This window comes from Georgenia soli (assembly GCF_002563695.1).
GTDB lineage: Bacteria > Actinomycetota > Actinomycetes > Actinomycetales > Actinomycetaceae > Georgenia > Georgenia soli.
In genome coordinates, this window is the sequence record NZ_PDJI01000004.1 from 3,906,920 (window position 1) to 3,924,824 (window position 17,905).

Below are 17,905 nucleotides of genomic sequence, written 5' to 3' on the forward strand. Positions count from 1 at the left end.
ACCCCCGGCGGGTGCGTGGCCACGGCCGCGCACCCGCCGGACCGGCGCCCGGTGCGCCGGCCGCCGGCACCGCCGGCGGACCGAACTCGGGGTCGACGACGAACCCCACGACGGTCGGGCGACGACGCGCCCGACGGAGGTCCCACATGAGCGCCCGCACCGAGGTGGAGCGACGGACCGAGGCCGGCCGGCCGACGCCGCCTGTCTCCCGCAGCTCCCACGCCCGCACCTTCAGCCGCGGCTTCGCGGCCAAGGTCGTGCTGATGGCTCTGGTCAACGCCCTCGGCGTGTACGTGATCCTGGCCGCCTGGGCCGCCGAGTCCTACGGCGTGCTGGCGGCCATGGTCGCCCTCGTCGTCGCGGCCGACTACGTCTACTTCTCGCGGCGCACGCTCCCGCTGAAGTACCTGCTCCCCGGGCTGGCCTTCCTGCTGGTCTACCAGGTCTTCGTCGTCGCCTACACGGGGTACGTGGCGCTGACCAACTACGGGGACGGCCACAACTCCACCAAGGAGGACGCCGTCGAGGCGCTCCTCATCCAGAACGAGCGCCGCGTCGAGGGCTCGGCCGCCTACCCGCTGGTGGTCCTGGACGACGGCGGCGAGCTCGCCTTCGCGATCGCCGACGACGGCGAGGTCCGGGTCGGCCGGGCCGAGACCCCGCTGGAGACGGCGGAGGAAGCCGTCGTCTCCGACGGCGTCATCACCGAGGTCCCCGGCTACGAGGTGCTCCCGCGGCAGGCGGTGCTCGAGCGCCAGGCCGAGGTCACGGCGCTGCGCGTGCCGGTCTCGGACGACCCCGCCGACGGGTCGATCCGCACGCAGGACGCGCGCAACGGGTACGTGTTCGTCTCCACGCTGGCGTACGACGAGGCCGCCGACACGATGACGGACACCCTCACCGGGACGGTCTACACGCCGAACGACGAGGGCATGTTCGAGGCCCCCGACGGCACCACGCTGCCCGTGGGCTGGAAGGTGTTCGTCGGGCTGGAGAACTTCGCCACCGCCTTCGGCGACGCCCGCTACTCCGGCCCGTTCCTGCAGGTGCTGCTGTGGACGCTCGCGTTCGCCGTGCTGTCCGTGGTCACCACGTTCCTGCTCGGTCTCTTCCTGGCGATGGTCTTCAACGACGAGCGCGTCCGCGGCCGAAAGATCTACCGCACGCTGCTGATCCTGCCCTACGCCTTCCCCGGCTTCCTGGCCGCGCTGCTGTGGTCCGGCCTCCTCAACCGCCGCTTCGGCTTCATCAACTCGGTCCTCCTCGGCGGCGCGGAGATCCCCTGGCTCACCGACCCCTGGCTGGCCAAGCTCTCGGTGCTCGGCGTGAACCTGTGGCTGGGCTTCCCCTACATGTTCCTCATCTGCACCGGCGCCCTGCAGTCGATCCCGAAGGACGTCCTGGAGGCGGCCAAGATCGACGGCGCCAGCCGGTTCCGCACGTGGCGCTCCGTGGTCCTGCCGTTGCTCATGGTCTCCACCGCGCCGCTGCTGATCTCCTCCTTCGCCTTCAACTTCAACAACTTCAACCTCATCTACATGCTCACCGGCGGGGGACCGCGCATGGCGGACGCGTCGGTGCCCATCGGGCACACCGACATCCTCATCTCGATGGTGTACTCCATCTCCGGTCTCGACGGCACGGCGGACAAGAACTACGGCCTGGCCAGCGCCCTGTCGATCGTCATCTTCCTGATCGTCGCGACCATCTCCGTGATCAGCTTCCGCCGCACCCGCTCGCTCGAGGAGATCAACTGACATGGCCACCGCACCCACCGTCACGGCCGCCCCGGCCAACAGGGTGAGCCGCCGTCGCTGGTTCAGCGAGGTCGGCTGGCGGCATGTCGTCGGCGTGGTCGCCGTCGTCTACGCGGCGTTCCCGATCGTCTACGTCATCTCCGCCTCGCTCAACCCCGGCGGCACGCTGACCGGCTCCAACTCCCTCTTCAGCGAGGTCAGCGGCGCCAACTACACCGAGCTGAACGGCACCTACTTCTGGACGTGGGTGCGCAACACCCTGTTCATCGGCACGGTCACCGCCGTCGGCACCGTCCTGATGGGAGCGGCCGCGGCGTACGCGTTCTCGCGGTTCCGGTTCACCGGCCGGCGCGTCGGGCTCATGGCCCTGCTGGTCATCCAGATGTTCCCGCAGATCCTGGCCTTCGTCGCGATCTTCCTGCTGCTGCTGGGACTGCGGAACGTGGTGCCGGTGCTCGGTCTGAACAGCCAGATCGGCCTGATCTGCGTGTACCTGGGCGGGGCGCTCGGCGTGAACACGTTCCTCATGTACGGGTTCTTCAACACCGTGCCGCGCGAGCTGGACGAGGCCGCGAAGATCGACGGCGCCTCCCACGCCCAGATCTACTGGACGATCATCCTGCGCCTGGTCGCCCCGATCCTCGCCGTCGTCGGGCTGCTGTCCTTCATCTCCACGTTCTCCGACTTCGTCATCGCCCGCGTCATCCTCCAGTCGGAGCAGAACTGGACGCTCGCGGTGGGCCTCTACGGCTGGGTGTCGTCACTGCTCGAGGCCAACTGGGGGCTCTTCGCCGCCGGCGCCGTGATCAGTGCGCTGCCGGTGCTGGTGCTCTTCCTGTTCCTGCAGCGCTACATCGTGGGCGGGCTCACGTCGGGGGCGGTCAAGGGCTGACCGGCCGGGGATCCTCGCCAGGGCCTCAGCTCAGGGCGATCCACACCGTGGTGTCCGGCGGCACGCTGACCATCCCGTCCAGCGGGTTCGACAGGTCGTCGCTGGCCTGCAGGATCTCCCGCTCCGCCGGCACCCGCACGTCCCGGTCGGAGAGGTTCGTCAGGACGAGCACGTCCCGGTTGACGAAGCCCAGCGTCCCGGCGTACGGCAGGTCGTCCACCCACGCGACGTGGCCGGTGCCCAGGCTCAGCTCCTGGCGCAGGCGGAAGGCGTGGCGGTAGCGCTCGAACGTGCTCCCAGGGGTGCCGCGCTGCTCCGCCGCGAGCCGGGCCACCTCGGTGATCGTGGCGGCCGGGTCGTCGGGCCGCGGCGCGATGCCGACGGGCTCTCCCTGGCTGACGTAGGCAGTGCCCGGAAGAGCGGTCATGAGCAGGGTCGCGGCCCGGCGACGACGGCGTGCCGCCTCCTCGTCGAGCCCCCATGACGGCGCGGAACCGGTCGTCAGGTCGGTCAGCGTCCATCCCGCGGGCGCGCCGACCGCGTCCCGCTGGAGGTAGGAGTCGGAGACGGTCGCCCGCAGCTGGGGGGCGTCCCAGGTCGTCACCGCCAGCCGGTCGTCCCGGGTGACGTGCAGCCAGTCCTCGTGCAGGTGCTCGGCCAGGGCGTCGGGCGTGCGGGCGGAGATGCCGCCCGTGAGCACCGAGTCGGCCTCGGCGGCCAGCGCGTGCAGCGCGCCGAGGTCCACGCCCTCGTGCTCGTGGCTGTCCGTCGAGCTCGTGACCCCGAGATCCACCCCGTCGACGTCGCGGGCCAGCCACGCCGCCACGCGGGCGCGGTGCCGGGCCGCGGCGCCGTCGCGCGGGCCGACGTCCGTGCCGGCGAGCGAGACGATGACCCGGATGCTGCGCTGGTGCGCGCGCCGGACGAGCGTGTCGACGGTCTCGCGGGCGTCGGGGGCGTCCGGGTCCACCGCCGGCACGCGCACCTGGACCGCGCTCGCGCCGAGCCGGGAGACGTGGGAGATCTCAGCCGACAGGGCCGCGAGCGCCCCGAGGTCGGCCGCCCCGACCACCTGGTAGACCACCGCCTGCCGCCACCAGGCCTGCGGGCCGCGCGGGCCGCGGTGCACCAGGGTGGTGGTCGTGACCCCGCCGAGGCGCGATCGGACGCGACCGCGGCCCTCACCCGGGTCCGGGGAGGTGCGCTCGGTCCGGCCCTCGTCGTCGGTTCGGGTGTCCGTCACCCGCCCATTGTGGCTCACCGGCGCGGCCTGCACCCGCCGTCCCGTAGGCTCGCGCCGTGCCCACCGATCCCTTCGTCCCCGACCGCGCCTGGGGGTCCGGCGCGCCGGACGCGGGCGTGCGCCAGGCCGACGTGTACACCGACCGCGACCGCGAGCGGTGGTGGAGCGAGGCGCCGAAGAACCCCCGGCGCACCGCCTTCGAGCGGGACCGGGCGCGCGTGCTGCACTCCTCGGCGCTGCGGCGCCTGGGCGCCAAGACGCAGGTGCTCGGCCCCTCGAGCGACGACTTCGTCCGCACGCGGCTGACGCACTCCCTCGAGGTGGCGCAGGTGGGCCGCGAGCTGGGCAAGGTCCTCGGCTGCGACCCGGACGTCGTCGACACAGCGTGCCTCTCCCACGACCTCGGGCACCCGCCCTTCGGGCACAACGGCGAGCGCGCCCTGCACGAGGTGGCCCTCGGCATCGGCGGGTTCGAGGGCAACGCCCAGACGCTCCGGCTGCTCTCCCGCCTGGAGCCGAAGGTCTTCGCCGACGACGGCACGTGCGTCGGCCTCAACCTCACCCGGGCGAGCCTGGACGCCGCGACGAAGTACCCGTGGCAGGCCGGCGACGGCCCGCGCCGGGCGGACGGGACGAGCACCCGGAAGTTCGGCGTGTACCCGGACGACGAGCCCGTCTTCGCATGGTTGCGCCAGGGGGCGCCCGAGCGGCGCAAGTGCCTCGAGGCGCAGGTGATGGACCTGGCGGACGACATCTCCTACTCCGTCCACGACGTCGAGGACGCGATCGTGGGCGGGCGGGTGGACCTGGAGAGGCTGCGGGTCACCGCCGAGCAGGAGCGGGTCGTGGCGCAGGTGCGGGACTGGTACGACCCGGCGGTGGACGACGACACCCTCGGCGCCGCCCTCGACCGGCTCGTCAGCCACCCCATCTGGGTGTCCTCCTACGACGGCTCGCGCCGCGACCTCGCGCGGCTGAAGGACCTCACGAGCCAGCTCATCGGCCGGTTCTGCGCCGCCGCGGAGGACGCCACCCGGGCCGCCTACGGCACCGGTCCGCTGACCCGGTACGAGGCCGACCTCATCGTTCCGGACGAGACGCTGGCCGAGATCTTCGTCCTCAAGGGCGTCGCGGCCCTGTACGTCATGGCGCCGCGCGAGCACGAGCCGCTGTACCTGGCCCAGCGGACGATCCTCTTCGACCTGGTGGACGCCCTCGCGGAGTCCGGTGCGCGCCACCTCGAGGAGCCCTTCGCGGCGGACTGGCGGGAGGCCGGGGACGACGGCGCCCGGCTGCGCGTGGTCATCGACCAGGTCGCGTCACTGACGGACACCTCCGCCCAGCAGTGGCACGCCCGGCTGTGCGGGATGCTCTCCGAGGTCTACTGAGGGTTCCCGCCGGTGCGACCGCTCCGGCGTCGTGCTGGGGACGGCCGCGCCGGGAACCGGACGTCCCACGCCTAGACTGTCGTCATGGCAAGCCTCATCCGGCGCGAGGACATCGCGGCAGTCCGCGAACGCGCACGGATCGACGAGGTCGTCGGCACCTACGTCACCCTCAAGCCGGCCGGCGTGGGGTCGATGAAGGGCCTGTGCCCCTTCCACGACGAGCGCACCCCCTCCTTCCACGTCCGCCCCCAGCTGGGCCTGTGGCACTGCTTCGGCTGCGACGAGGGCGGCGACGTCATCTCGTTCGTCCAGAAGATCGACCACCTGCCCTTCACCGAGGCCGTCGAGCACCTCGCCGCCAGGACCGGCATCCAGCTGCGCTACGAGGACGGCGGCACCACCCGCCCGCGCGAGGAGGTCGGCAGGCGGCAGCGTCTCATCGAGGCGCACCGCGTGGCGGAGGAGTACTTCGTCGCCCAGCTCGACTCCCCGGGCGCCGCGCCCGGCCGGCAGTTCCTCGCGGACCGCGGGTTCGACCGGCAGGCGGCGGCGACGTTCGGCGTGGGCTTCGCCCCGCAGGGCTGGGACAACCTCCTGCGCCACCTGCGCGGGCGCGGGTTCACCGAGGCCGAGCTCACCGCCTCCGGCCTCGTCTCCCAGGGCAACCGCGGGATCTACGACCGGTTCCGCGGGCGCCTCGTGTGGCCGATCCGGGACATCACCGGCGAGACCGTGGGCTTCGGCGCCCGCCGGCTCCTCGAGGAGGACCAGGGCCCGAAGTACCTCAACACGCCCGAGACCCCGATCTACAAGAAGTCCCAGGTGCTCTACGGCCTCGACCTCGCCAAGCGGACCATCGCCAAGGAGCGCAAGGTCGTCGTCGTCGAGGGGTACACGGACGTCATGGCGGCGCACCTGTCCGGTGTCACCACCGCGGTGGCCACCTGCGGCACGGCGTTCGGCACCGACCACATCCGTATCGTGCGCCGCCTGCTCGGCGACACGGCCGACGCCGCCACCGGCGTGATCTTCTCCTCCGGCGCCACCCACGGCGGCGAGGTCATCTTCACCTTCGACGGCGACGCGGCCGGCCAGAAGGCGGCCCTGCGCGCCTTCGAGGAGGACCAGCGGTTCGCGGCGCAGACCTTCGTCGCCGTCAGCCCGGACGGTCTCGACCCGTGCGACCTGCGCCTGGAGCGCGGGGACGCCGCGGTGCGCGACCTGGTGGCCTCCCGGCAGCCGCTCTTCGCGTTCGCGATCCGCTCCGTGCTGGCGCAGCTCGACCTGTCGACGGCGGAGGGGCGGGTCGCCGCGCTGCGGGCCGCCGCGCCCGTGGTCGCCGGGATCCGGGACCGGGCGCTGCGCTGGGAGTACTCGCGCTCGCTCTCGGGGTGGCTCGGCATGGACCAGGTGGCGGTGCGACGGGCCGTGCAGGCGGCGGAACGGTCCGGGCCGGTCGGAGGGGGCCCGGGGCACCCGGAGCAGCAGGGCGGCGGAGGACCCGCCTCTCGGTACGGCGGGGGGCCTGGCGGCCGCAACGGCGGTGGCCGGTCCGACGGCCGCCCGCCCGCACCGGTCCCGGGCGGGTACGACGGCGGCGGCGCAGCCGCCCGGCCGTTCCGCGAGGACCCGGTCGCCCAGCTGGAGCGGCAGGTGCTGGAGGTGGTCCTCCAGCTGCCGCAGCACGCCCTTGCCGCCGGCTTCGACGCACTGGCGCCGGACACCTTCACGGTCCCCGCCTACCGCGGCGTCCACGACGCCATCCGTGCCGCCGGCGGGACGACGGCCTTCGGTCAGGAGGTCGAACGGCTCTCGGCACAGGGCGGGGGAGGCGACGTCGCCGGGCACGCCGCCGCGCGGTGGGCCGAGCAGGTCCGGGAGAACGCCGTCGGCCCGGTGGCCGGCGTCATCACCGAGCTCGCCGTCGCGCCGCTCCCGGAGGACCGGCCCGACGCGCTGGCCGGGTACGCGCGCGGGGTGCTGGTGGCGCTGATCCGGATGGGCCTGACCCGTGAGATCGCGGACGTGAAGGGCACGCTGCAGCGCACCGACCCGGGCGACCCGACCTACGCGCAGATCTTCGCTCAGCTGATGGAGCTGGAGAACCGGCGCCGCTCGCTCAGCGGGGAGTGAGCCGGAGCGGCCGGCTGAGTCGACCTTGGCCGCGTGCGCTCACCCCGCCCGGCGAACCTCTGCCCCGGAGGGGCTGGTTCATCGGGCCGAGGTGGGGGACAGTGCGCCCGGGAAGCCGGGGTCGTGGTCCACGACGTCGACCACCTCGCCGATATGGGTGACCTCGAGGAGGAAGCGGACGAGATCGGGCGGCTCGATGAACCGTACCCGGTGGGAGATGCGGTGGGCGAGGTGGGCGATCGCCGCGATGACCGTGGAGTCCATGAACGTGACGGTCCGTGTGTCGACGTCGACGGGAACCCCTGCGTCCGCGGCCTCTCGTGCGGCGGTCGCGAGCTCGTCGCTCAGGCTGGCGTCGACCGGCCCGGCGAGGACGATGCGTACCCGCGCGGGTGAGGTCAGCACGGAGACCAGGCCCTGCTCGTCCGCCCGGGGGCCGGTGCTCGCTGCTGCGGCGTCGCTCATGTCTGGGGTGATCCTTCCGTCGATCGGACAGCCTCTCACCGGGTCGTACCTGATCGCGGCGGAGCACTGACGACAAAGGCCCGGAACCGTTGAGGTTCCGGGCCTGCTTGCTCCCGCGATTGGACTCGAACCAATAACCGTCCGATTAACAGTCGGATGCTCTGCCTATTGAGCTACGCGGGATCGCGAGATGTGACTCTAGCAAAGATTGAGAGGGCTCAGACCACCGCGTCGGCCGCTGGAGGCCTCATGTGGCAAGTCCCACAGCGGAGCGGGCTCGTCGCTCGAGGTCGTCGATGAGCTTGCGCTCGGCGTCGTCACCCCGAAGCTGGCCCTGGACGGTGACCTGCGAGAGCAGGCCGCCGTTCTCGTCTCGGCGGATGTTCACCCGCACGAAGGCCCCGCCCGGGGTGTCGAGGCTCTCGGTGTGGACCACCGAGGACTGGACCCGCTCGCGCAGCGTCGAGGTGAACCGCGCCGGGTCGTGCTCCACGGGCCGGAGCACGAGCGGAGTGACCGCGCCGTCGACCCAGGCGACCGTGAGCTCGCCTGCGTCGCCGTCCCAGCGTCCGTGCTCGACGGTGTGCCAGGGGTAGCGGCCGACGACGCCGTCCGCGTCGGCGACGACGAGCGCGCCCGCGGCTGCGACCGCCCAGCGGCCGTCCGTGAGCTCCGCATGGGCGAGCGGGGAGTCGCGGCGGTCCAGGCGGGCGCCGACGTCCGGGGGCAGCTTGGGGGAGCGGCGGCCGAAGATCATGTTGGACACGGTAACCGTCCGTACCCGGGTACGCTGGACGCCGTCGTGGCGCCATGCCGCCGCGCGCCCCTGTAGCTCAGCCGGTCAGAGCAGCGGACTCATAATCCGTCGGTCGCGGGTTCAAGCCCCGCCGGGGGCACCCCGTGCGCCTCTTGCCGTCTGCGGTGGCACCATCGTCGTCGTGGGCGCCGCCGCGGTGGCCGGACGGCCAGGAGCGAGGAGGCACGGATGAGCGTGGTCGACAACGTCATCTACGTGGACGGCACCCGGGTCGCAGCGCCGGAGAGCCTCGAGCGGACGTTCGACCTCCTGCGCGAGCACGGCGGCATGGCGTGGGTGGGGCTGTACCGGCCGACGCCGGCGGAGGTCGGGACCATCGCCCGGGAGTTCGGCCTGCACGAGCTGGCCCAGGAGGACACCAACAAGGCGCACCAGCGGCCGAAACTGGAGCGGTACGGGAACACGCTGTTCACGGTGCTGCGCCCGGCCCGGTACCTCGAGGACGTGGAGAAGGTCGAGTTCGGCGAGCTGCACGTGTTCACCGGCCCGGGCTTCGTGGTGACCGTCCGGCACGCGGAGTCCCCGAACCTCGCGCGGGTCCGGCGCCGCCTCGAGAGGGAGCCGGACACCCTCCGCCACGGCCCGGAGGCGGTGCTCTACGCGATCCTCGACGAGGTCGTGGACCAGTACGGTCCGGTCGTCGCTGGCCTGGAGAACGACATCGACGAGATCGAGGACCAGCTCTTCGAGAGTGACCCGAACGTCTCGCGCCGCATCTACGAGCTCTCCCGCGAGGTCATGGCCTTCCAGCGGGCCACCCACCCGCTGCTGAGCATGCTCGAGCACCTCGAGCAGGGTTTCGACCGCTACGGCGTCGACATCGAGCTGCGGCACCGGCTGCGCGACGTCCACGACCACACCATCCGCGTGGTCGAGCGGGTCGGCGCCTTCCGGGCGCTGCTCCAGAACGCCCTGACGGTCAACGCGACGCTCGTGGCCCAGGAGCAGAACGAGGAGATGCGGCGCGTCACCGAGGCCAGCTACCTCCAGAGCGAGCAGGTCAAGCGCATCTCCTCCTGGGCGGCGATCCTCTTCGCCCCGACGCTGGTCGGCACCATCTACGGCATGAACTTCCGGCACATGCCCGAGCTCGGCTGGAGGTTCGGGTACCCGTTCGCGCTGCTCGCCATGGTGGCGATGGGCGTGGTCCTGTACATCGTCTTCAAGCGGCACCGCTGGTTGTGAGCCGGGTGAGGGGAACGCGCGCGCCGAGGGCGGGGAACCCGGGCTCCTCGGCAGGCGAGCGTGCCGGGACGACGCCGGAACCCGGGAGGACGTCGCAGCCCGGGACGACGCCGCAGCCCGGGACGACGCGGGAGCCCCCGGCCCATGCGGCGGCGCGCGGCCGGCGGCGGTCCGGGCGGTCGCACGACGTGACCATGGTGATCGCGGCGGGCGGGGCGCTCGGTGCCGTCGCGCGCCACGGCCTCGCGGTCTGGGTACCGGCGGGCCCGGCGTCGTTCCCCTGGTCGACGTTCTGGACCAACGTGGCCGGCTGCCTGCTCATCGGCGTGCTGATGGTCCTCGTCACCGAGGTGGCCGGACGTCCCCACCGGCTGCTCCGCCCGTTCGTCGGGGTGGGGTTCCTCGGCGGCTTCACCACGTTCTCCACGTACGCCGTCCAGGCCCACCAGCTCGGCGCCGCGCAGGCGCCGGCCACGGCGCTGGCGTACCTGTTCGGCACCCTCGCCGCCGCACTGCTCGCGGTGGAGGTCGGCATGTTCCTGACCCGGTGGGCCGGCCGTGCCCGCCGTCCCCGGAGAGGACCGAGAGCATGAGAGAAGGAAGCAGGGCGCTGCGGCTGACCGTCCTGGTCGGGGAGTCGGACCAGTTCCGCCACCGACCCGTCTATGCCGAGATCGTCCGGCGGGCGCGCGACGCCGGCCTCGCCGGTGCGTCCGTGTTCCGGGGCCTGGAGGGCTTCGGGCGGTTCCACAAGATCCACACGAGCCGGATCCTCAGCCTCAGCGAGGAGCTGCCGCTGAGCATCGTCATCATCGACGAGGAGGAGAAGATCCGCGCCTTCCTGCCCCTGCTCGACGAGGTCGTCAGCGAGGGCGTCGCCGTCGTCGACGAGGTCGAGGTGGTGCGCCACTTCGGCGACGTCGCGCAGGAGCCGACGTGACCGTCCTCCTCGTGGCGCTCGGAGCCATGGTCGGTGCGCCGCTGCGGTACTGGACCGACCGGGCGGTGCAGGCGCGCCACGACTCGGTCTTCCCCTGGGGCACCCTCACGGTCAACGTCGCCGGCTCCCTCATCCTCGGCGTCCTGGCGGGCGGCGCCGCCGCCGGAGGCGTGCCTCAGGCCGTGCTCGCGGCGGCAGGGACGGGTTTCTGCGGGGCGCTGACCACGTACTCCACGTTCAGTTACGAGACCGTGCGCCTGACGGAGAGCGGCTCGCGGCTCCTCGCCCTGCTCAACGTGGCGCTCAACCTCGCCGCCGGACTGGCCGCGGCCTGGCTGGGGCTCGCGCTCGCCGGAGTCCTCTGGCCCTGATCCGCCCGGCGGAGCGCGGCCGGCGTGTGACCATGGCGGGGAGGGAGGTGGAGACCGTGCGGATCCCGACCGTGGCGCTCGCCCTCTCCGTCGCCGTGCTGCTGGGCGGCTGCGGCGGCCAGCCCGCCCCGGCCGCGAGCACCGCCGCACCTCCGAACCCGGACGCCACCCGCCTCGCCGTCGTCGGCGACTCCATCACCGAGGCCGACAGCCCCGACTTCGACGGCGGGGAGCTCGGGGCGGAGTCCTGGGTCCGTCACGCCGTCGGCGAGGACCTCCTCCTCGTCGGTGGCTGGGCCCGGTGGGGCGCGACGACCTCGCAGATGGCGGCCGCGGTCGAGCCGGTCGACGCGGACGTGCTGGTGATCCTGGCCGGCACGAACGACGTCGGCTCCGGTGCCACCCACGAGAGCACCCTCTCGAACCTCCGCAGGATCGCCGGCACCGTCGGCGCCCCGGAGGTCGTGATCTCCGCCGTCCCCCCGATCGACGCGGCGCCCGAGCTCGCCACCGACCTTAACGCCGCCCTCGAGAACCTCGCGCGGCAGGAGGGCTGGCGCTGGGTCGACGCGCCCGCGGGGCTGCGCGACGGGGAGCAGTTCGCCGAGGGGATGGCCTCGGACGGGCTGCACCCGACCCGGGAGGGCGCCCGAGTCCTCGGTGAGGCGATCCGCGAGACGGTGCTCGCCGCCGCGGCCCCGACCCCCGCGGCGGGCGGCCGGTCCGGCACGGCCGGTGGTTAGGGACCGCGCCCGGGCCGTGAAACGATACGGGGCATGGCGATGCGTGAGATCCGAATCGTCGGCGACCCCGTGCTGCGCACCCCGTGCGAGCCGGTCACCGACATCGATGCCCGAGTCCGTTCCCTCGTGGAGGACCTGCTCGAGACCGTCGACGAGGACGGGCGTGCCGGCCTGGCCGCGAACCAGATAGGCGTCAGCCTGCGCGCGTTCTCCTGGAACATCGACGACGAGATCGGGTACGTGCTCAACCCGCGCATCGTCGAGCTCTCCGAGGACGAGTACCAGGACGGCGACGAGGGCTGCCTCTCGGTGCCCGGACTGTGGTTCCCGACGAAGCGGTCCTGGTACGCGCGCGTCGAGGGCATCGACCTCGACGGCAAGAAGGTCGTCGTCGAGGGGGAGGAGCTCATGGCCCGCTGCCTGCAGCACGAGGTCGACCATCTCGACGGGATGCTCTACCTCGACCGGCTCGAGCGCAGCGTGCGCAAGAAGGCCATGAAGGCGGTCCGCGAGCAGCTCTGACATCTGCCCGGCGCGCCAGGCCCATACCCTGGCGCGCCGCACAGGTTTCGGGCATCATGGGACCAGTTCGCCGCGCGAACGTGTCGTACCTGGTCAGGCAAGAGGTCGTAGGGGAAGACGCACCTCGAGCTACAGACCAGGAGGAGTCGACATGAATGGTGCCTTCACCCGCGGCGTCATCTTCGTGCACTCTGCGCCCCGTGCGCTGTGCCCGCACATCGAGTGGGCCGCGGGCACGGTGCTCGACACCCGTGTGACCCTCGAGTGGACGCCCCAGCCGGCTGCGCCCGGGATGTTCCGGTCGGAGCACTCCTGGGTCGGGCCGGTCGGGACCGGGGCGCGTCTCGCGTCGGCGCTGCGCGGCTGGACGCACCTGCGCTACGAGATCACGGAGGAGGCGAGCCCCGGCTGCGACGGCGGACGCTGGTCGCACACGCCCGAGCTCGGGATCTTCCACGCCCAGACCGACGCCCACGGCAACGTCGTCGTGCCGGAGGACCGTGTCCGGGCGGCCCTGGTTCACGCCGCCGACCCGGCGCGCCTGCGCCACGAGCTCGATCTCGCGCTCGGGCAGGCCTGGGACGACGAGCTCGAGCCGTTCCGCTACGCCGGCGCCGGGGCGCCGGTCCGCTGGCTGCACCGGGTCGGCTGACCGGGGTGCCCGACGACGGCGCCGCCTCCACGGGGATGGGAGGCGGCGCCGTCGCGCATGCTCACGGGGCAGCGGCTCTCAGGGGCAGTCGCTGCGGTCGGCGGGGGCGCCGGACGGAACGAGCTCGGCCGCCCGTGACCGGCCCAGGTTCCACTCGAGGAGGTCGTCCGGGCGCGCGTCCTCCGCGGCGGGCAGGGCGCACCTCTGCAGCTCCTCGGGCAGGCCGTCCACGACGGCAGGCACCGCGTCCGGCCCCAGCGAGGCGAGGTACCAGGTGTCGATCTTGCCGGTCTCCTGGTAGCGCTCGATGTTCTGCCTCGCGACCCACCCCTCCGGGTTCGCCAGGCCGACGGCGAGGAGCAGGGCCGCCCCCGACGCCAGGGCGGCGCGGGGCAGCCACCAGGCGGACCAGCGCACACCCGCGACCATCACCAGGAGCACGAGGAGGCCGAGCCACGCCTCGAAGACGTCGACCAGCACCCGCAGCACGGTGAACCCGAACGCCTGCTGGTAAACCGCCATCCGGAAGAGCGCGGAGGCGACGACCACCAGCGTCAGCACGCACAGCACGCCCAGGGCGACCCGCAGCACCAACCGGTCCCGCGCCGTCGCGCGGGGCGCCTTGTGCACCGCGAGGGCGACCGTCACCAGGGTCAGCGTCGTCGCCACGGTGAGCTGGCCGAAGCCCTGGTGGACGTAGTCGGCGTAGCTCATGCCGGTCTGGCGGCGGACGTAGTCGTGCCCGCCCCACATCGCGGTCGCCTGGGCCAGCACGAACCCGGCCAGCACGGCCACGACCATCCCCACCGGGACGAGCCACTCCCACGCCCGCGTCACCGGCTGGGCGGCGGGCAGGGCGAGCCGGTCGACCCGCGGCGGGTTGAGGGCCAGGTAGCACGCCGCCAGGACGACGCCCGCGACCGCGACGAGGACGAAGGTGCGCTGGATCGCCGAGTCCCAGGCCAGGTCGGGCACCAGGGCGGAGACCCAGGAGCCGAAGACGGCGTCCCCGGAGGCGAAGAGCCCGCCGAAGACCACGAGCGCGACGAGCGAGACGGCCGCCGTGCGCAGCACCGGCCACAGCAGCCGCTGGTCGCTGGTGGCGGTGATGGTCCGCCCGAGCAGCGGCAGGCCCCGCACGGCCGAGAGGACCCACGCGGCGGGGCCGGCGAGCACGGCGAGGGTGCGGCGTGCGTCCGTCAGCGCCGTCGTGACGAGGAGGCCCGCGGCGAGCAGCGCCAGGACCGTGACCCACTCCGCGGCGCGGAGCACCGTGAGCGAGCCGAGGCCGAGGCAGAGCGCCGCCGACGCGAGCGTCCACGCGCGGGACCGACGCGGGGAGAGCCGCAGCACGAGGACGCCGGCGAGCAGGAGCACCAGCAGCAGCGCGACCCCGGTGCTCCGTCCGGGCAGGACGACGGCGGCGAGGGCCCCGATGCCGAGAGAGGCGAGCAGGGCGCCCTGGGCGGTCCGGGGGCCGCCCTCCGGCCAGAGGCCGCCGAAGAGAGTCTCGGCGAACGACGGCGCGGCGGCGGTCCGGGCACCCCCCTGCGCGGGGACGTCGGGAACGGACGCGGTGGTGGACACGTGGACCTCTTCTCCGGCGGCGTGCTGCCGCCCGGTGGGCAGGGGTGCGGGCAGGGGGGCGTGGTCCTCCGGCGGCGGGGCCGACGGTGCGGCCGCCCGGGGCCGGGCGAGACGGGGCAGGACGGCGCGGACGCGACCACCTCCGCCGTCGTCCGGGGGCAGCGCGGTGATCGTGCCGCCGTGGAGCTCGCAGACCCAGCGCGCGATGGCCAGGCCCAGGCCGGTCCCTCCGCCCGCGTGCTGGTCGGACCAGAAGCGGGTGAAGACCTCCTCGGCGTGCTCGGGCGGGATGCCGTCGCCGGTGTCGGTCACCTCGAGGGCCCAGCTGCCGCCGGGCAGCGTCTCTGCACGGACGGTCACCGTGCCGCCGGCGGGCGTGTGCCGGGTGGCGTTGTCGAGGAGGTTGGCGACCACCTGGTGCAGGCGCGCGGCGTCCGCGTGGACCGTGAGGTCCGGGGGACAGACCTCCGCGGTGATCGTCACGTCGCGTCCGTGCGAGCCGGCCTCGGCGACCGCCCGGTCGATCAGGTCGGACACCGCGAGGGGGCCGACGTCGAGCGGGGCCGCGCCGGCGTCGACACGGCTGAGGTCGAGGAGGTCGCCCACCAGGTCGCTCAGCCGCTCGGACTGGGTCAGGGCCGTCTGGAGGGCGTCGTCGTCGGGCCGGACCACGCCGTCGACCAGGTTCTCCAGCAGCGCCCGCTGCGCGGCCAGCGGGGTGCGCAGCTCGTGGGAGACGGTGGCGAGGAGCTGGCGGCGCTGGTCGTCGGCGTCGTGGAGGTCCTGCGCCATGGTGTTGAACGCCCGCGCGAGCCGGCCCACCTCGTCGGCCGAGGTGGCCCGCACCCGCGCCGAGTAGTCCCCTCGCGCCATGCGCGAGGCGGCGTGGGTCATCTCGCGCAGGGGGGAGGTCATGCCGCGGGCCAGCCACTGGGTCACGGCCAGCGCTGCGGCCACGGTCACCGGCACGCTCAGCCACGCCGGCACGCCGGCCCGGCCCCCGATCTCGGCGACGAGGGTGGCCGCGACCACGCTGAGCCCGACGAGGAGCCCGAACTTCAGCTTGACGGAGCCGACGCCGTCCAGGGGGCGGTCGCGGTCCATCAGGCCTCCAGCGCGTAGCCGACGCCGTGGACGGTGCGCACGCGGGACGCCCCGATCTTCGCCCGCAGCGACTTGACGTGGCTGTCGAGCGTCCGGGTGCCGCGGGCGTCGGCCCAGCCCCAGACCTCGCGCATCAGGTCCTCGCGCGTGCGCACGGTGCCCGCGGCGTCCGCCAGCTCGACGAGCAGGTCGAACTCCAGCGGCGTGAGGTGGACGACCTCGCCGGAGACGGTGACACGCCGGGCGGCCCGGTCGACGGCGAGCGCGCCGACCTCGAGGCGGGGCGGGGCGGACGCGGCGAGCTCACGCGCCCGCTCCACGCGGCGCAGCAGCGCACGGATGCGGGCGACGACCTCGCGGGAGCGGAACGGCTTGGTGACGTAGTCGTCCGCGCCGACCGCGAGGCCGACGAGGACGTCGGTCTCCTCGACCCGGGCGGTCAGCATGAGCACCGGCACCGGGCGGGACGCCTGGATCCGCCGGCACACCTCGATCCCGTCGAAACCCGGGAGCATGACGTCGAGGACCACGAGGTCGGGCCGGTGCTGGGCGTGCGCCGCGACGGCGCCGGGCCCGTCGTAGGCCTGGACGACGGCGAAGCCCTCGGCCGTCAGGCGGTCCGCGAGGGCCTGGTTGATCGTGGCGTCGTCCTCGACGACGAGGAGCGTGGCCGGCTCGGTGGCGGCCGGGGTGGTGGTCATGGACCCGAGCCTAGGAGCGGGGCCCGGTCGGTCCTGGGTGCGCCGCGTGGAGGTTGTGTGAAGGTTCGTGACCTCGCCGCCGGCCCGGTGCCCGGGTACGACGACGACGGCGCCGCCTCCGAGGGGAGGGGCGCCGTCGTCGTCGTGGGGCGGGCCGTGGGGCCGGCCGGGTCAGGCGGAGGCGACCACCAGGGCCACGTTGTGGCCGCCGAAGCCGAACGCGTTGTTCACGGCCGCGATCTGCCCGGAGGGCAGGGCGCGCGGGGTGTCGCGCACGAGGTCGATCGTGATGTCCTCCTGCAGGTTCGCCACGTTGATCGTGGGCGGGGCCTGGCGCTCGCGCACGGCCAGCACCGTCAGCACGGTCTCCAGGGCGCCGGCGCCGCCGAGCAGGTGCCCGGTCATCGACTTGGTGGCGGAGACGGCGGTGTCGTCGCCGACCACGCGGCTGATCGCGGCCGCCTCGACGCCGTCGCCGGCGGGGGTGGAGGTCGCGTGGGCGTTGACGTGCACGATGTCCTCGCCCGCCAGGTCGGCGTCGGCGAGGGCGATGCGCATCGCGCGCTCCTGGCCGGCGCCGGTCGGGTCCGGCGGGGCGATGTCGAAGGCGTCGGCGGTCATGCCCAGGCCCGCCACGACGGCGTGCACGCGGGCGCCGCGGGCGGCGGCGTGCTCGGCCGACTCCAGGACCACGATCCCCGCGCCCTCGCCCATGACGAAGCCGTCACGGTCGACGTCGTAGGGGCGGGAGGCGCCGGCGGGGTCGTCGTTGCGGGTGGACAGGGCCTGCATCTTCGCGAAGGCCGCCAGCGGGAGGGGGTGGATGGCCGCCTCGGTGCCGCCGGCGATGACGACGTCGGCGCGTCCGTCACGGATCATCTCCACGCCGTAGGCGATCGCCTCCGCACCCGAGGCGCAGGCGGAGATCGGGGCGTGGGCGCCGGCCTTCGCGCCGAACTTCACCGAGATGTTGGCGGCGGGGGAGTTCGCCATGAGCATGGGCACGGTCAGGGGCATGACGCGGCGCGCGCCCTTCTCCTTCACCGTGTCCCAGGCCTCCAGGATCGTCCAGACGCCGCCGATGCCGGAGCCGACGACGGCGCCCAGGCGTTCGCCGTCGACCTCGGGGCTGCCGGCGTCCTCCCAGGCCTCGCGCGCCGCCACGAGGGCGTACTGCGCGGAGGGGTCCATCCGGCGGATCTCGTTGCGGGCCAGGACGGTGTCGGTGGGGACGGCGAGGGTGCCCGCGAAGTTGACGGGGATCTCGTACTGCTCGGCCCAGTCGTTCTCCAGCGTGCGCACGCCCGACTTGCCGGCCAGGACCATGTCCCAGGTGGTGGCCACGTCCCCGCCCAGGGGGTTCGTGGTGCCCAGACCGGTGATGACGACGGTGGGCTGTGCCATG

17 protein-coding genes and 2 tRNA genes are annotated in these 17,905 nt (G+C 73.5%); 12 read left to right on the top strand and 7 right to left on the bottom strand.

Annotated features, from left to right (window positions below; all coding sequences use genetic code 11):
- The first annotated feature begins 146 nt into the window (after window positions 1-146).
- Together ATJ97_RS18960 and ATJ97_RS18965 are read left to right on the top strand one after the other, a co-directional pair.
- Window positions 147-1,757: an ABC transporter permease subunit gene (locus ATJ97_RS18960; protein ID WP_098485083.1), complete on the top strand. Its 1,611-nt coding sequence runs from the start codon at window positions 147-149 to the stop codon at window positions 1,755-1,757.
- A 1-nt stretch (window position 1,758) separates the two neighbouring features.
- Entirely contained in the window at window positions 1,759-2,649 is an 891-nt protein-coding gene (locus ATJ97_RS18965; RefSeq protein WP_098485084.1) for a sugar ABC transporter permease, read from the top strand.
- Window positions 2,650-2,674: 25 nt separating this feature from the next.
- On the opposite strand, the gene ATJ97_RS18970 is transcribed toward ATJ97_RS18965, so the two are convergent.
- Complete coding sequence (locus ATJ97_RS18970; protein WP_098485085.1) at window positions 2,675-3,892, bottom strand: alpha-amylase family protein; 1,218 nt, start codon at window positions 3,890-3,892, stop codon at window positions 2,675-2,677.
- A gap of 116 nt (window positions 3,893-4,008) precedes the next feature.
- Here ATJ97_RS18970 and ATJ97_RS18975 point away from each other — a divergent pair, with 116 nt between their 5' ends.
- The gene (locus ATJ97_RS18975; protein ID WP_098485615.1) at window positions 4,009-5,280 is read left to right on the top strand and encodes a deoxyguanosinetriphosphate triphosphohydrolase; all 1,272 of its coding nucleotides are present in this window, start codon (window positions 4,009-4,011) and stop codon (window positions 5,278-5,280) included.
- Window positions 5,281-5,364: 84 nt separating this feature from the next.
- Window positions 5,365-7,413 carry a DNA primase gene (gene dnaG, locus ATJ97_RS18980; protein WP_098485086.1) on the top strand — a complete coding sequence of 683 codons (2,049 nt, stop codon included), beginning with the start codon at window positions 5,365-5,367 and terminating at the stop codon, window positions 7,411-7,413.
- A gap of 78 nt (window positions 7,414-7,491) precedes the next feature.
- Here the strand turns inward: dnaG and ATJ97_RS18985 are convergent, their stop codons facing one another.
- From ATJ97_RS18985 to ATJ97_RS18995, 3 genes are all read right to left on the bottom strand, one after another.
- Window positions 7,492-7,878, bottom strand: coding sequence for an STAS domain-containing protein (locus ATJ97_RS18985; protein ID WP_098485087.1), 387 nt, complete (start codon window positions 7,876-7,878; stop codon window positions 7,492-7,494).
- Window positions 7,879-7,988: 110 nt separating this feature from the next.
- A tRNA-Asn gene (locus tag ATJ97_RS18990) sits at window positions 7,989-8,061 on the bottom strand.
- 64 nt (window positions 8,062-8,125) lie between these two features.
- Window positions 8,126-8,635, bottom strand: a complete 510-nt coding sequence (locus tag ATJ97_RS18995) for a hypothetical protein (protein WP_143427082.1) — start codon at window positions 8,633-8,635, stop codon at window positions 8,126-8,128.
- 65 nt (window positions 8,636-8,700) lie between these two features.
- Between ATJ97_RS18995 and ATJ97_RS19000 the strand changes: the two genes are divergently transcribed.
- From ATJ97_RS19000 to ATJ97_RS19040, 8 genes are all read left to right on the top strand, one after another.
- Window positions 8,701-8,774 (top strand) — tRNA-Ile (locus tag ATJ97_RS19000).
- Between the two features lie 89 nt (window positions 8,775-8,863).
- Window positions 8,864-9,880: a magnesium and cobalt transport protein CorA gene (locus ATJ97_RS19005; RefSeq protein ID WP_098485089.1), complete on the top strand. Its 1,017-nt coding sequence runs from the start codon at window positions 8,864-8,866 to the stop codon at window positions 9,878-9,880.
- 194 nt (window positions 9,881-10,074) lie between these two features.
- Window positions 10,075-10,473: a fluoride efflux transporter FluC gene (locus ATJ97_RS19015; RefSeq protein WP_098485091.1), complete on the top strand. Its 399-nt coding sequence runs from the start codon at window positions 10,075-10,077 to the stop codon at window positions 10,471-10,473.
- Window positions 10,470-10,820: a DUF190 domain-containing protein gene (locus ATJ97_RS19020; RefSeq protein ID WP_098485092.1), complete on the top strand. Its 351-nt coding sequence runs from the start codon at window positions 10,470-10,472 to the stop codon at window positions 10,818-10,820. Before ATJ97_RS19015 ends, ATJ97_RS19020 begins: the two co-directional genes overlap by 4 nt.
- Window positions 10,817-11,191: a fluoride efflux transporter CrcB gene (gene crcB / locus ATJ97_RS19025; protein ID WP_098485093.1), complete on the top strand. Its 375-nt coding sequence runs from the start codon at window positions 10,817-10,819 to the stop codon at window positions 11,189-11,191. The genes ATJ97_RS19020 and crcB overlap by 4 nt, the downstream gene beginning before the upstream one ends.
- A gap of 56 nt (window positions 11,192-11,247) precedes the next feature.
- A complete protein-coding gene (locus ATJ97_RS19030) occupies window positions 11,248-11,934 on the top strand; it encodes an SGNH/GDSL hydrolase family protein (protein ID WP_170037584.1) in 687 nt (228 codons plus the stop codon).
- Window positions 11,935-11,967: 33 nt separating this feature from the next.
- Complete coding sequence (gene def, locus ATJ97_RS19035) at window positions 11,968-12,456, top strand: peptide deformylase (RefSeq protein ID WP_098485095.1); 489 nt, start codon at window positions 11,968-11,970, stop codon at window positions 12,454-12,456.
- Window positions 12,457-12,607: 151 nt separating this feature from the next.
- Window positions 12,608-13,108 carry a DUF3145 domain-containing protein gene (locus ATJ97_RS19040; RefSeq protein ID WP_098485096.1) on the top strand — a complete coding sequence of 167 codons (501 nt, stop codon included), beginning with the start codon at window positions 12,608-12,610 and terminating at the stop codon, window positions 13,106-13,108.
- Between the two features lie 78 nt (window positions 13,109-13,186).
- Here the strand turns inward: ATJ97_RS19040 and ATJ97_RS19045 are convergent, their stop codons facing one another.
- The 3 genes from ATJ97_RS19045 to ATJ97_RS19055 all read right to left on the bottom strand — a co-directional run bounded on the left by ATJ97_RS19045 (window position 13,187) and on the right by ATJ97_RS19055 (window position 17,904).
- The gene (locus ATJ97_RS19045) at window positions 13,187-15,799 is read right to left on the bottom strand and encodes a DUF4153 domain-containing protein (RefSeq protein WP_098485097.1); all 2,613 of its coding nucleotides are present in this window, start codon (window positions 15,797-15,799) and stop codon (window positions 13,187-13,189) included.
- Complete coding sequence (locus ATJ97_RS19050; RefSeq protein WP_098485098.1) at window positions 15,799-16,500, bottom strand: response regulator transcription factor; 702 nt, start codon at window positions 16,498-16,500, stop codon at window positions 15,799-15,801. Before ATJ97_RS19050 ends, ATJ97_RS19045 begins: the two co-directional genes overlap by 1 nt.
- 171 nt (window positions 16,501-16,671) lie before the next feature.
- Window positions 16,672-17,904 carry a beta-ketoacyl-[acyl-carrier-protein] synthase family protein gene (locus ATJ97_RS19055; protein ID WP_098485099.1) on the bottom strand — a complete coding sequence of 411 codons (1,233 nt, stop codon included), beginning with the start codon at window positions 17,902-17,904 and terminating at the stop codon, window positions 16,672-16,674.
- Between the last annotated feature and the right edge of the window lies 1 nt (window position 17,905).